The following is a 13,948-nucleotide window of genomic DNA, read 5'->3' on the forward strand; positions in this document are numbered from 1 at the left end:
GATGGACTTCGGCCGGATCACGCTGGACCAGGACCTGATCCTGTACCTCTTCGGTACGCCCGGTCAGGACCGCTTCTGGTTCATGTGGGACGACCTGGTCCGCGGCGCGATCGGCGCGGTGGTACTGGTCGACACCCGCCGCCTGGCCGACTGTTTCCCGGCCGTCGACTACTTCGAGAACAGCGGCCTGCCGTTCGTCATCGCCCTCAACGGCTTCGAGGGGCATCAGCCCTATACGCCGGACGACGTCCGTGAGGCGCTGCAGATCGGTCCCGGGACGCCCATCATCACCACCGATGCCCGGCACCGCAGTGAGGCCAAGAGCGCACTCATCACGCTTGTCGAACATGCCCTGATGGCCCGGCTCCGATAAAGCGGTTCCGCACATGCGCGAATGGATCTGTGTCCTTCGACACGCCCGCCAGTTTGCTTCATAACGTTTCGACAGTGAATCGACGGGCGTTCGACACCCCTCGCGCATGTGCGGCTTCGCTGCGCTCACAACCGCCCCGCCTTTTGGCGGGGCTCGCCCTTAACGCCCCTTTTATCTCCGCCTCTTCCGGGCCCTCTCCTCCTTTGCACAGTGTTTGGAAGGCACCGCCCTGACGTGCTGAAATTCGCTGAACTACGGAGTAGTAACGCCCAGAAGAAACGGCACACCAAGTACGTGCCGGCGCCGAGAGGTTGTTGGTCGAGTGAGGCGAAGCAAGGCGAGCCCCGAGCCGCAGGAACCGGGGCGGGGCAACTTCACCCCGCCGCCGCGTGGTGGCGTACCGGCTTCCGACGCGTCCGAGAACATGATCGCGAAGCCTCCGGTCAGTGGCGGTAAGTACTCGCCGCGCAACTGGCGGGTGGCCACCCGGCTGAATGCCATCCTGCTGATTCCCGTCATGGTCGCCCTGGCTTTCGGCGGTCTGCGGGTGAACAGTTCGTTCGCCACCTGGCAGGAGGCGCAGGATGCGGAGAACACCGCGAAACTCGTTCGCGCTGCGCTTTCCTACAGCAACGCCTTGCTCGACGAGCGGGACCGCACCGCCGCCCCGCTGCTGAAGGGCCAGAAGGACGACCCGGCCGTCGAAGAGGCGCGCACCGCCACGGACGACGCCGCGGAGGGCTTCCACGAGGCCGCCAAGGCCATGCCGGACAAGCCCGGCCTCCAGCGCCGGCTCGCCTCGTTCGAGAAGGTGGAGCCCAAGCTGGACGCGCTGCGCAAGGTCGCCTACACCTTCAAGACGCCCGGCGTGAAGACCGAGGAAAGCTACGTCGGCATCCAGCACCCGCTGATGGAGTTCGCCAACGAGCTCGGCCTCGGCACCGGCAACATCACCTCCTACGGCCGCACCGTCTACGCCGTCGCACTGGCGAAGGCCGCCGCGTCGCTGCAGCGCTCGATCGGCACCCACCTCCTGGTCGACCCGGCGTCCCCGCAGGGCGGCCGGGAGCACAAGCGGCAGCTGACCGCGTTCTCGTCGTACACCTACCTGGAAGGCATCGCCATCCAGGAGTACACCTCCGGCGGTACGCCCGAGGACGTCGCCCGGCTGAACACGGACGCCGCGGCGCTGAAGAAGGCGGCGCAGCAGCAGGTCGCGAGGGCCAAGGAGCAGGCGGAGGCGGCCGGCCAGCGGTTCCGTACGCCGCCGTCCTCCGAGCAGATGACCAAGCTGATCGCCACCGGCGCGGCACCCGAGACGCTGGCCGCGCGGGGCGTCAACTCCGAAACCTGGTCCGCGGCCGCGACCGCCAAGTTCACCATGTACCGGTCCATCGAGAAGAACCTCGCGGACAAGGCGGTCAACGAGGCCGCGCAGATCTCCGAAGACGCCAAGCGGTCCACCTTCACCGACTCCGGCATCGCGGTGGCCGCGCTGATCATCGCCTTCGTGGTGGCCGGTCTGATGGCCCGCCGGATGAGCCGCAGCATGCGCCAGCTGCGCACCGCGGCCTTCGGTGTCGCCGAGCAGCGGCTGCCGATGCTGGTCGACCAGCTCTCGCGGACCGACCCGGGCCGGGTCGACACCCGCGTCCAGCCGATCCCGATCACCACCACCGACGAGATCGGCGAGGTCGCCCGCGCGTTTGACCAGGTGCACCGCGAGGCCGTCCGGCTGGCCGCCGAGCAGGCGCTGCTGCGGGGCAACGTCAACGCGATCTTCACCAACCTCTCGACGCGGAACCAGAGCCTGATCGAGCGGCAGCTGACGCTGATCACCGACCTCGAGAACAACGAGGCGGACCCGGACCAGCTGGAGAACCTCTTCCGGCTCGACCACCTCGCGACCCGTATGCGGCGCAACGGCGAGAACCTCCTGATCCTCGCGGGCGAGGAGCCCGGCCGCCGCTGGAACCAGCCGGTTCCGCTGGTGGACGTGCTGCGCGCGGCGACGTCCGAGGTCGAGTCGTACGAGCGAATAGAACTCTCCGGCGTCCCCGAGAGCGAGATCCACGGCACCGCCGTCACCGACCTCGTGCACCTGCTGTCCGAGCTGCTGGAGAACGCCACCACGTTCTCCTCGCCGCAGACCAAGGTGCGGGTGGCCGCGACCCGGCTGCCCGACGGCCGGGTGATGATCGAGATCCACGACAAGGGCATCGGGCTGACCCCCGAGGACTTCGCGGACATCAACCACAAGCTGGCCAACCCGCCGAGCGTGGACGCCGCGGTCTCCCAGCGGATGGGCCTGTTCGTGGTCGGCCGACTGGCCGACCGGCACGGGATCCGGGTCCAGCTGCGGCCCTCCGGTGAGCAGGCCGGCACCACGTCGCTCGTGATGCTGCCCGAGGCGATCACCCACGGCGGTGGCGGCGAGGACCAGTACGAGGACGACTTCACGGTCTCCCGGATCGTCCCCGAGCACCAGCACGCGCCGTACGAGGGCCACCAGCGCACCGCCGCCGAGCTGGGCTTCGACGACGACGGCGGTTTCGCCCAGGGGGACGACTCCCCCGACCTGGACCCGGTGGGCCGCTCGCTGCTCCGCGAGGAGCGTCGCGCGGCGCTGGAGGCCCAGGCGGGCGGCTACATCGACCAGGGCGGCCACGGCGACCAGGGCGGCCATCAGGCCGCCGGCTTCCCGGGTGACGACCATCCGCTCTTCCGTGACGAGTCGCCCACCGGCTCCCACGATGCCTTCGCCGGCTTCTCGGAGCAGGCATATGCGGAAGCTGATCAGCCGCTCTACGACGACCGGTCGCACGGCGGCCTGGCGTTCGGCGATCCGGCCTCCGCGCAGACCACCGGCCAGCACCCCTACGTCTCCGATGAACCCCTCCAGCAGGGCGGCCGACCCGAACGCACCGCGTTCGACGGCTACTTCGGGACCGAAGCGGAATCTGACCGGAATACAACTGCGGCTCCCGCTGATGCGTCCGAGCGCGTACCATTCGACCGTCCGGGCCCTCCTCCGGCTCACACCGGGGGTACCCCCACCCCGAGCAGCCCCACGCTGACCGACGCCGGCCTTCCGCGCCGCGGAGGCCACGGCCAGCAGCCACCGCAGGCACCGCAGCAGTGGCAGGAGCAGCCCGTGGAGCCGGTGGCGCCCCCGCAGCAGCGGAGCGCGCCGGTCAACGGCCAGGACGGCTCCGAATGGCGCAGCTCCAACGACGAGCGCTGGCAGCGGGCGGAGCGGCTGCGCGAGCCGAAGGCGGGCGGGGTCACAGCATCCGGCCTCCCCCGGCGGGTGCCCAAGGCCAACCTGGTCGAAGGCGCCGCGGAGCAGACCCCGCAGGGCGGCCCACAGGTCTCCCGCGCCCCGGAGGATGTCCGCGGCAGGCTGAGCAATCTGCGCCGTGGTGTCCAGCAGGGACGCAACGCGGGCGCGGAATCACAGAATGACCAACAGGGCTTCGGCCCCGGCAGCACCTACGATCAGGAGCGTTAGTGTGAGCCCGATGAGCCAGGCGGCGCAGAATCTGAACTGGTTGATCACCAACTTCGTGGACAACACCCCTGGGGTGTCCCATACGGTCGTGGTCTCCGCGGACGGACTCCTGCTTGCCATGTCCGAGGGGTTCCCTCGTGACAGAGCCGATCAGTTGGCGGCGGTGGCCTCCGGGCTGACCTCGCTGACTGCCGGCGCCTCCCGCATCTTCGAGGGCGGGAGCGTGAACCAGACCGTGGTGGAGATGGAGCGCGGCTTCCTCTTCATCATGTCCGTCTCGGACGGATCGTCGCTGGCCGTGCTCGCGCACCCCGAGTGCGACATCGGTCTCGTCGGTTACGAGATGGCCCTGCTGGTCGACCGCGCGGGCACCGTTCTCACGCCCGATCTCCGCGCCGAACTGCAAGGCAGCCTTCTCAACTAACAGACAGGCAGTGCGTTTCCCGCCACCGCGCCTTATGGTTCGGTGGCGCGACCGGCGTCAGATTGGCAAGTTGGAGGAGGAGACGTGGCAACGCCCCCTAGCGGATACCCGTACGGTTCCGGGCAGGAGTCCGGACCTGTGGGCGATACCCATAACAACCGCTTCAACTTCCCGTCTGCGCCGAGCCGCCGGCCGCAGCGGCCGTACGACTCCCAGCCGTACGAGCCGTCGCCGTACGACCAGCCGCAGGCGCCCCGCATCCAGCCGGTGCAGCCGCAGCGGCGGGCGCCCGAGCCGTCCCCCACCGGGGGCACGCACAATCCGCTCGTGCGCCCGTACGCGATGACCGGAGGACGGACCCGGCCGCGCTACCAGCTCGCCATCGAGGCGCTGGTCAGCACGACCGCCGACCCCTCGCGGCTGCAGGGCCAGCTGCCGGAGCACCAGCGCATCTGCCACCTCTGCCGCGAGATCAAATCGGTGGCTGAGATCTCGGCCCTGCTCTCCATCCCCCTCGGCGTCGCCCGGATCCTCGTCGCCGACCTGGCGGAGGCCGGACTCGTCGCCATCCATCAGCCCGGCGGGGACGAGACCGCCGGCGGACAGCCAGATGTGACACTGCTCGAAAGGGTGCTCAGTGGACTTCGCAAGCTCTAGCGGTGCAGCCCGCTCCACCACCTCCGCGAAAATCGTGGTGGCGGGCGGCTTCGGCGTGGGCAAGACCACGTTCGTCGGGGCCGTCTCAGAGATCAATCCGCTGCGTACCGAAGCCGTGATGACTTCCGCCTCGGCGGGGATCGACGACCTCACGCACGCGCCGGACAAGACGACCACGACCGTGGCGATGGACTTCGGCCGGATCACGCTGGACCAGGACCTGATCCTGTACCTCTTCGGTACGCCTGGTCAGGACCGCTTCTGGTTCATGTGGGACGACCTGGTCCGCGGCGCGATCGGCGCGGTGGTGCTGGTCGACACCCGCCGCCTGGCCGACTGTTTCCCCGCGGTCGACTACTTCGAGAACAGCGGCCTGCCGTTCGTCATCGCCCTCAACGGCTTCGACGGACACCAGCCGTACACGCCGGACGAGGTGCGTGAGGCCCTGCAGATCGGCCCGGACGCACCGATCATCATCACCGACGCCCGCCACCGCAGCGAGGCCAAGAGCGCGCTCATCACGCTCGTTGAGCATGCGCTGATGGCGCGGCTGCGGTAGGGAGTACGCGGACGCGTCCGGGCTCCCCGTGCCCGTGCGCCGACCGCACGCCGAAGGCCCCCGTACCTGTGTCAGGTGCGGGGGTCTGTCGTTGCCCTGCGGGGCCCGTACGCGCAGCGCGTACGGGCCCCTTTCACCGGCTACTTGCCGGACGCGGGGCACTCCTTCCACGCGAAGTGGTAGAGGGTGTTGATGCTGCCGTCGGTGGAGTCCATCGCCATGAAGCTGGTGGCCGCGGGCTTGGCGGCCGTGGCGTCCACCCGCAGCTCGGTGTTGATGTTGAAGTAGCGCTGCTCGCCGCACGGGGCGTAGACCAGCGCATCGACCTCGGTCTCGTCCGACGTCTGCCAGTTGGAGTCGTACGGGCCGGTGAAGCCGTGGCTCTTACGGGCCGTCTCCTGCTGGCCCTGGAAGTAGTAACCGGCCTGCTCCAGCCCCTTGGCGCCCGGGGCCAGGGAGGCGTAGCCGCGGTAGTCGGCCCTGGCGATCGCGTAGGTGAAGCCCTGGGGGACGTGCACGTCCAGCGCGATCTGGCAGTTCTTGCGGGCGTCGGTGGGCTTGCTGCTGCCGCCCGCCTGGGCGAGGTATTCGCTGTACGTGACGGTGAACGCGGTGTTGTCCGGGGCGATGGCCACGGCGGCGCTGCCGGGTCTGCAGCCCGAACCGTTCACCGTGGCGACGCTGATGGTGATCTTGCCGGTCGGCGGTTCGTCGCCGATCCGGGCCGTGGGGGTGGGGGATGCCGATCCGGCGAGGAGCAGGGATGCCGCTGCGGCACCAGCACCGAGAGTGCTGAGCATGGGCACTTCCTTCCGGTCGTCCTAGGCCCCGCGGCGCGGGAACTCCAGGAGAGGAATGACGAGCGCATGCCAGCACGGGGATCTCCCCGTGAACAGCTCTGCTCCGCAGGGTTGGGGTGAACCTACGCCTTGATTTAGCCGGTTCGCTGCGCTTGGCCCGGGCCGACGTTTTGGCTGCCCCGCCGTGGGGGTCTGCCGCCGTTGCCCGTTCGCTGCGCTTTGCCTGGGCCGACTCGTCGGGCTGTGCCGCCATTGCGCCTGCGGCCCGTTCGCTGCGCTTTGCCTGGGCCGACTCGTCGGGCTGTGCCGCCGTTGCGCCTGCGGCGGGCGGTTGCCGCTGCGCGGGGCTGTTCGGCTGCGGCGCCGGGCCTCCGGACTTCGTCCTGCGGCCCGGCGCCTCCCCATTGTGGGTGGGGAAGACCGGTGGGGGTGTACGTACGTGGTCAAGTGGGGTCAGTGGACCCAGTGATGGGGCACCCGACAACACCACGCCCGCCGCAGGCGCAACGGCGAGAACCCACCACGGCGGGACAGCCGACAACGTGGGGAAAAAGCCAAGCGCAGCGTCACCGCTGCCAGCTGGTGGCCCCATGGAAGCCGCCCTGCCGCTCCAGCCGGCGCCAGCGGGCCGCGGTGTGGCGGGGGCGGGGCGGGGTGACGGCCGGACGATGGGCGGCGCGGGCCAGGAGGACGGCGGTCAGGGCGGCGAGCTCTTCCTCGCTGGCCTGGCCCTTTTCCACGCGGATGGGCTGGGCGACAGGACTCTTCACGGTGGGTCTTCTCGATTCTGTGAAGTCGGTGAAGGCGGATGCGTGGCGTGACTACTGGGGCGGGTTGCCGTGCTTGCGGGCCGGCAGGTCCGCGTGCTTGGTGCGCAGCATCTCCAGCGAGCGGATCAGCACCTCGCGGGTGTGGGACGGGTCGATGACGTCGTCGACCAGCCCGCGCTCGGCCGCGTAGTACGGGTGCATCAGCTCGGACTTGTACTCCTTGACCATGCGCGCGCGCATCGCCTCGGGGTCCTCGGCATCGGCGATCTGCCGCCGGAAGATGACGCCGGCGGCGCCTTCCGCGCCCATGACCGCGATCTCGTTCGTCGGCCAGGCGTAGGTCAGGTCGGCGCCGATGGACTGCGAGTCCATGACGATGTAGGCGCCGCCGTAGGCCTTGCGCAGCACGATGGAGATGCGCGGGACGGTGGCGTTGCAGTACGCGTACAGCAGCTTGGCGCCGTGGCGGATGATGCCGCCGTGTTCCTGGTCGACGCCGGGGAGGAAGCCGGGGACGTCGAGGAGTGTGATGAGCGGGATGTTGAAGGCGTCGCACATCTGGACGAAGCGGGCGGCCTTTTCGGAGGCCTCGATGTCCAGGACGCCGGCGAGGGACTGGGGCTGGTTGGCGATGATGCCGACCACGCGGCCGTCCAGGCGGGCGAGCGCACAGATGATGTTGGTCGCCCAGCGCTCGTGGACCTCGAGGAAGTCGCCGTCGTCGACGATCTCCTCGATGACCTTGTGCATGTCGTACGGGCGGTTGCCGTCGGCCGGCACCAGGTCGAGCAGGGCGTCGCCGCTGCGGTCGGCCGGGTCCTCGCAGTCGACCGTCGGCGGGTTCTCCCGGTTGTTGGACGGGAGGAGGGAGAGGAGGTAGCGGACCTCTTCGAGGCAGGTCTGCTCGTCGTCGTACGCGAAGTGGCACACGCCGGAGGTCTCGGCGTGGACGTCGGCGCCGCCGAGGCCGTTCTGGGTGATCTCCTCGCCGGTGACCGCACGGACGACGTCCGGACCGGTGATGAACATCTGCGAGGTCTCGCGGACCATGAAGACGAAGTCCGTGAGGGCGGGGCTGTACGCGGCGCCGCCGGCGCAGGGGCCGAGCATGACGCTTATCTGCGGGATGACGCCCGAGGCCTTGGTGTTGCGCTGGAAGATGCCGCCGTAGCCGGCGAGCGCCGAGACGCCCTCCTGGATACGGGCACCCGCGCCGTCGTTCAGGGACACCAGGGGCGCCCCGGCCTGGATGGCCATGTCCATGATTTTGTGGATCTTGGTGGCGTGCGCCTCGCCCAGCGCGCCGCCGAAGATCCGGAAGTCGTGGGCGTAGACGAAGACGGTGCGGCCGTGCACGGTGCCCCAGCCGGTGATCACGCCGTCGGTGTAGGGCTTCTTGGCCTCCAGGCCGAAGCCCGTCGCCCGGTGCCGCCGCAGCGGCTCGACCTCGTTGAACGAACCCTCGTCCAGCAGCAGCTCGATCCGCTCGCGGGCGGTCAGCTTGCCCTTCGCGCGCTGGGCTTCGGTGGCACGCTCGCTGGGGCCTCGCCGAGCCTGCTCACGGATGGCGTGCAGTTCGGCGACGCGCCCGCGGGCGTCGTTGGCACCGGCGGGCGCATCTTCGACAGTGGTCATGTATCGACGGTACGTGGGCGGACCCCGCCACACCGATGTTGGTTTCGTACAACGTCGGGTGCGATTTCGTGGGCAGGCAGCACAGAATCCTGCTGTATGCGTTGCGCGTCCGGGCCCCCGAACGGGTGGCGGCGGCGTACTCCGACTGTATGAGGCCCACAAAGGCTCGGGCCGTGGTGCTGTACGGACCGGTGGGCGGTGCAGCCGGTCAGGCGAGGACGGCCGTGCAGGTGTGGGTGGCGCAGACGGTGCCGGGCGTGATGCGCAGGCGCAGCGCGGGGACGGTGGCCACGACCTCGACGGACGGATCGTGGCCGAGGACCGCGCGGACCGGCCGGGACCAGGTGATCTCCAGGGGCGCACCGGTGCGCTCGGGGGCGGCGGCGCAGAGCACCGCGGTCCGCCCCCGCTCCCGTACCAGCACGCTCGCCGGGCCGCCACTGGTGAGCTTCCCCGCGCCGCCCGCCCGCCAGAAATTGGCGGCCGTTACGCCGAGGGAGTGCACCTGTACGGCCTGCCGGGTGGCGTCGTTGGCGAGCACGGTGAGCCAGTGCCGGTCGGCGGCGCGGGCGGCGAGGGTGCGCGCGGGGGCGCCCGGCATGAGGAGGTAGGTGTAGCGGGCGTCGGTGGGGTCGGTGCCGTGGTCGTGCCAGAGGGTCAGGTAGCGGCGGGTGAGCGGGGCCGGGTCGGAGCCGGTGTTGATGTCGTGCCAGGAGCCGGTGCGGGCCTCGCGCCGTACGGTCAGCGGGGCGCCGCCGGGGAAGACGTAACCGCCGTGTCCGGCCAGGTGGGCCCAGTGGGCCCGCCGGTAGGACGTGGTCCGGCCGAGGGTGCCGGGCTGCTGCACGCCGTCGACGGTCAGCTGTGCGGTGCCCCGCTCCCCCAGCGCCCGGTTGTCGACGACGGTCTCGGCCGGTACGCCGTCCCGTGCGGTGATCCCGGCGCCCAGGCAGACGACCGTGTCCGCGAGGCAGAACCAGGACTTCTTGGCGGTGAGGGTCGAGGCCAGGCCCCGTAGGTCCTGTCCGACGGCGGCGAATTCGCCGTCCGTGGTGCCGCCGACCCAGCGGGCGGCGGGCTTCGGTTCGCCCCAGCCGCCGCCTTCGTTGTCGGCCAGCCGCTTGGTGGAGACGGTCGTGCCGGGCAGGCGGTACGGGTCGACGGTGGGCCAGAAGGCGTCGGTGTACTGGTCGCCCCCGGAGTCGGCGGGCCACCAGGAGAGCATCCCGGCACCGGTGTGCCAGCCGCGCGGGTTCTCGCCGTTGCCGTTCTCGTAGTACGCGATGCGGTCGGAGGCCATGGCCAGGCCGGCGGCCCAGCCGGGGCGGCGGTGGACGGCGCGGTCCATGGCGGGGAAGAGGCGGTGGCCCACGGGTTCGGGGGCGGCGGGTGCCGGGCCGTCGGCGATGGCGGCGAGGCGGGCCAGGTCGGCGACCGTGTACTGGCGGTCGGTGCGGACGGGCAGCGTGCGGTCGCGGGCCGTCCAGCCCTTGATCATGGCGTGCCAGCGGGCGCGCTCGGTGTCGGTCGCGGCCTCGCCGAGCAGCGCCACGGCGGCAATCAGCGCATGCCCGTGGAAGTGGTCGCTGCGCAGGATGCGCCGTTCGTCGCTGCGCAGATATCCGCGGCTGATGGCGCGCCCGTTGACGCTGTCCATCATCAGGCCGTTGTAGAGCAGGGGCGCATAGGCGTGCTCGACGCTGTCGAAGATGATCTGCCGGGCGGGATCGGTGACCTGCCAGGCAGAGCCGTCGAGCAGGGCGAAGAGCCGGCCCAGGCCGTCCAGGAGCACATAGCCGTAGGTGCCCGAGTAGGCGACCCAGGTGTGCTGGACGAAGGAGCCGTCGGCGTAGAGGCCGTCGCCCTTCGTCACGTACGGGAAGACCGGGGAGAGGGCGTCGCGGGCGAGGGCGAGCTTGGCGGGGGCGCGGCCGAGGATGCCGCGCAGGGCGACGACGCGGCACAGGTCGACGCGGTTGGCGCCGGTGCTGGTGCCGGTGTAGTCGCCGAGCATCGTGTCGGGGACGAAGTGGTCGACGGCGGCGAGGCAGCGGGCGCGTTGGGCGTCGGTGAGGCCGCCCTGAGGCAGCCGTTCGTCGAGGATCGCCATGGTGTCGAGGAGGAGTCGGGGGGTGCCGATCTGCCATTCCCACCAGTTGCCGTAGCGGGTGGTCCGGGTGTTGTAGACGGTGGCCTCGAGGTGGTCGAGGCCGGTGATGACGTCGGCTGCGAGGTCCGGGTCGCCGGTGTGGCCGGTGCCGGGCTGGGCGTACGCCTGACTCATGGTGTTCAGCCGGCCGTAGCTGCGGGTGATGCCGGCCGGCGGGTCATAGGGGCAGTCCGGCCAGAGGGAGGCGCCGGTGGGCCGCATGCTCGTACGGAACCCGGAGGCGAGATCACCCATCTCGCGGAGGGCGGCGGCGTACGGCGCGGCGCCGGGGTCGAATCCGGTGCCGAGGGTGAGGCCGACCCAGCGGGCCCGGAGGGCGGCACAGGGGTCGTCCGGGGCGGCGTACGCGGGCCCGGCAGGGAGCGAGAGGCCCAGCGCACCCGCCGTGGAGGCGGCGAGAAAGCCCCGGCGGGACCAGGCGGACGGAGCGGGGACATCGGGCACGGTCGGTCCTCTCCACGGCGGCATCGGGGCCTCAACTGGGCGGTGGCGCTGCGCACTTGGGAGTTGGTGATGGTCTAGCACGGGCGCTCGGGCGACGGCAATGACCGCGCCGGAACGGCGCCCGTAACCCGCCCGGAAGCACGGCGGCCGCCGCCATCCGGGCGAGACGGTTGAAAATTGAACCAAACCTGTTAGGCTCGACCTTGTTGAACGTTAAACAACCCTGCGGCACCCCCGCCGCGCACCGTCTTCGAGGAGGAGCCATGGCTCTGTTCACCCGCACCAAGCGCACCGCCGCCCCCGCCGGCACCACTGCCCCCGCTGCCGTCCTTGAGGCGGACCCCGCGCTGGCCGCGCTGACCGGCGACTACACCATCGACCCGGCCCACAGCAGCATCGGCTTCACGGTCCGGCACGCGATGGTCACCAACGTCCGCGGCGCGTTCGGAGAGCATGAGGGCGTACTGCACCTCGACGGCGCCGACCCGGCCCGCTCCACCGCCACCCTCGACGTCAAGATCGCCAGCATCGACACCGGCATCGCGGACCGCGACGGCCACCTGCGCAGCGCCGACTTCTTCGACGCCGAGGCCTTCCCCCTGATGACGTTCCGCAGCACCGCCGCCGAGCGGGTGGCCGGCGACCGCTACCGCATCACCGGCGACCTGACCATCAAGGACGTCACCAAGCCGCTCACCATCGACCTGGAGTTCCACGGCTCGGCCACCGATGTCTACGGCGCCGAGCGGGTCGGCTTCGAGGGCAGCGCGGAGATCCTGCGCTCGGAGTGGGGCCTGACCTGGAACGCCGCGCTGGAGACCGGCGGCGTGATGGTCAGCGACAAGGTCAGGCTCGGGTTCGACATCTCCGCGGTCAAGGCCGCGCCCGAGGCGGCCTGACCGTACCGCGCCTGCGCAAGGGCCCCGGCGCAACCAGCGCCGGGGCCCGAGCCGTATCCGCGTACCCGGTCCTACTCCTGCGGCTCGACCCCGGCCCGCAGCAACCCGTACGCATACGCATCGTCCAGCGCCTGCCACGACGCCGCGATGACGTTCTCCGCGACGCCGACCGTGGACCACTCACCCTGTCCGTCGCTCGTGGAGACGAGCACCCGCGTGATGGAGCCGGTGCCCTGGGCGCCCTCCAGGATGCGGACCTTGTAGTCCACCAGCTCCAGGTGGGCGAGCTGCGGATAGATCCGCTCCAGGCCCACCCGCAGCGCCCGGTCCAGCGCATTGACCGGGCCGTTGCCCTCGGCGGTGGCGACGATCCGCTCGCCCTTGGCCCACAGCTTCACCGTCGCCTCGTTGGCGTGCGTACCGTCGGGACGGTCCTCGACGATCGCCCGCCAGGACTCCACCGTGAAGTAGCGCGCCGCCTTGCCGGCCACCTCTTCGCGCAGCAGCAGCTCGAAGGAGGCGTCGGCCGCCTCGTAGGTGTAGCCCGCCAGCTCCCGCTCCTTGACCCGCGCCACAACCCGGCCGACCAGCTCGCGGTCGCCGCTCAGGTCGATGCCGAGCTCCTTGCCCTTGAGCTCGATGGAGGCCCGGCCGGCCATGTCGGAGACCAGCATCCGCATGGTGTTGCCGACCAGCGCCGGATCGATGTGCTGGTAGAGGTCCGGGTCCACCTTGATCGCGGAGGCGTGCAGCCCGGCCTTGTGCGCGAAGGCCGAGACGCCGACGTAGGGCTGGTGGGTGGAGGGGGTGAGGTTGACAACCTCGGCGATGGCGTGCGAGATCCGGGTGGTCTCGGCGAGCTTGCCCTCGGGCAGGACCCGGCGCCCGTACTTGAGCTCCAGCGCGGCGACGACCGGGAAGAGGTTGGAGTTGCCGACCCGCTCGCCGTAGCCGTTGGCGGTGCACTGGACGTGGGTGGCGCCCGCGTCCACGGCGGCGAGGGTGTTGGCGACGGCGCAGCCGGTGTCGTCCTGGGCGTGGATGCCCAGCCGCGCGCCGGTGTCCGCGAGGACCGTCCGTACGACGGCGGTGACCTGCGCCGGAAGCATCCCGCCGTTGGTGTCGCAGAGCACCGCCACATCCGCGCCGGCCTCGCTCGCGGTGCGTACCACCTGCTTGGCATAGACGGCGTCCAGCGCATAGCCGTCGAAGAAGTGCTCGCAGTCGAGGAAGACCCGGCGACCCTGCTTGCGCAGATACGCGACGGTGTCGCGGATCATCGCGAGGTTCTCCTCCGGGGTGGTGCGCAGCGCCAGTTCCACATGCCCGACATGGGACTTGGCGACCAGCGTGATGACCGGGGCCCCGGAGTCCAGGAGGGCTGCGACCTGCGGGTCGTCCTCGACGCGGACGCCCGCCTTGCGGGTGGCGCCGAACGCGACGAGCTGCGCGTGCCGGAAGTCGATCTCCGCACGGGCCCGCTCGAAGAACTCGGTGTCGCGGGGGTTGGCGCCGGGCCAGCCGCCCTCGATGAAGCCCACGCCGAAGTCGTCCAGGTGCCGGGCGATGGTCAGCTTGTCGCCGACGGTCAGATTGATGCCCTCGCGCTGCGCGCCGTCGCGCAGCGTCGTGTCGAAGACATGGAAGTCGTCGGACACGGCGTGTTCGGGTACGTCCGTCATGCTGGTCTGGCTCCTGTCGGGTCT

Annotated in this window: 11 protein-coding genes; 6 read left to right on the forward strand and 5 right to left on the reverse strand. The window is 70.6% G+C overall.

Annotation, left to right across the window (positions count from 1 at the left end; all coding sequences use genetic code 11):
• From AB0D04_RS33285 to AB0D04_RS33305, 5 genes are all read left to right on the forward strand, one after another.
• Positions 1 to 373 (forward strand): ATP/GTP-binding protein (locus tag AB0D04_RS33285; RefSeq protein ID WP_362710997.1); only part of this gene is annotated, 373 nt, incomplete at its 5' end.
• A gap of 322 nt (positions 374 to 695) precedes the next feature.
• Entirely contained in the window at positions 696 to 3,884 is a 3,189-nt protein-coding gene (locus AB0D04_RS33290; protein WP_362710999.1) for a nitrate- and nitrite sensing domain-containing protein, read from the forward strand.
• 10 nt (positions 3,885 to 3,894) lie between these two features.
• The gene (locus tag AB0D04_RS33295) at positions 3,895 to 4,308 is read left to right on the forward strand and encodes a roadblock/LC7 domain-containing protein (protein WP_136742879.1); all 414 of its coding nucleotides are present in this window, start codon (positions 3,895 to 3,897) and stop codon (positions 4,306 to 4,308) included.
• A gap of 138 nt (positions 4,309 to 4,446) precedes the next feature.
• Complete coding sequence (locus tag AB0D04_RS33300; protein WP_362711001.1) at positions 4,447 to 4,965, forward strand: DUF742 domain-containing protein; 519 nt, start codon at positions 4,447 to 4,449, stop codon at positions 4,963 to 4,965.
• Positions 4,946 to 5,524: an ATP/GTP-binding protein gene (locus AB0D04_RS33305; protein WP_073760799.1), complete on the forward strand. Its 579-nt coding sequence runs from the start codon at positions 4,946 to 4,948 to the stop codon at positions 5,522 to 5,524. Before AB0D04_RS33300 ends, AB0D04_RS33305 begins: the two co-directional genes overlap by 20 nt.
• Positions 5,525 to 5,664: 140 nt before the next feature.
• Here the strand turns inward: AB0D04_RS33305 and AB0D04_RS33310 are convergent, their stop codons facing one another.
• The 4 genes from AB0D04_RS33310 to AB0D04_RS33325 all read right to left on the reverse strand — a co-directional run bounded on the left by AB0D04_RS33310 (position 5,665) and on the right by AB0D04_RS33325 (position 11,343).
• On the reverse strand, positions 5,665 to 6,324 hold the full coding sequence (locus AB0D04_RS33310) for a DUF4360 domain-containing protein (RefSeq protein ID WP_362711003.1): 660 nt from the start codon (positions 6,322 to 6,324) through the stop codon (positions 5,665 to 5,667).
• Between the two features lie 566 nt (positions 6,325 to 6,890).
• Entirely contained in the window at positions 6,891 to 7,094 is a 204-nt protein-coding gene (locus AB0D04_RS33315) for an acyl-CoA carboxylase epsilon subunit (protein ID WP_362711005.1), read from the reverse strand.
• A 51-nt stretch (positions 7,095 to 7,145) separates the two neighbouring features.
• A complete protein-coding gene (locus tag AB0D04_RS33320; RefSeq protein WP_362711007.1) occupies positions 7,146 to 8,729 on the reverse strand; it encodes an acyl-CoA carboxylase subunit beta in 1,584 nt (527 codons plus the stop codon).
• A gap of 208 nt (positions 8,730 to 8,937) precedes the next feature.
• A complete protein-coding gene (locus tag AB0D04_RS33325) occupies positions 8,938 to 11,343 on the reverse strand; it encodes a polysaccharide lyase 8 family protein (protein ID WP_362711009.1) in 2,406 nt (801 codons plus the stop codon).
• A gap of 263 nt (positions 11,344 to 11,606) precedes the next feature.
• On the opposite strand from AB0D04_RS33325, the gene AB0D04_RS33330 reads away from it, so the two are divergent.
• Positions 11,607 to 12,242 (forward strand): YceI family protein, encoded by a 636-nt coding sequence (locus tag AB0D04_RS33330; protein ID WP_362711011.1) that lies wholly within the window; start codon positions 11,607 to 11,609, stop codon positions 12,240 to 12,242.
• A 71-nt stretch (positions 12,243 to 12,313) separates the two neighbouring features.
• Here AB0D04_RS33330 and cimA read toward each other — a convergent pair whose 3' ends face one another.
• The gene (gene cimA / locus AB0D04_RS33335) at positions 12,314 to 13,924 is read right to left on the reverse strand and encodes a citramalate synthase (protein WP_362711013.1); all 1,611 of its coding nucleotides are present in this window, start codon (positions 13,922 to 13,924) and stop codon (positions 12,314 to 12,316) included.
• Between the last annotated feature and the right edge of the window lie 24 nt (positions 13,925 to 13,948).

It is taken from the genome of Streptomyces sp. NPDC048483 (genome assembly GCF_040651455.1).
Classification (GTDB): Bacteria; Actinomycetota; Actinomycetes; order Streptomycetales; family Streptomycetaceae; genus Streptomyces.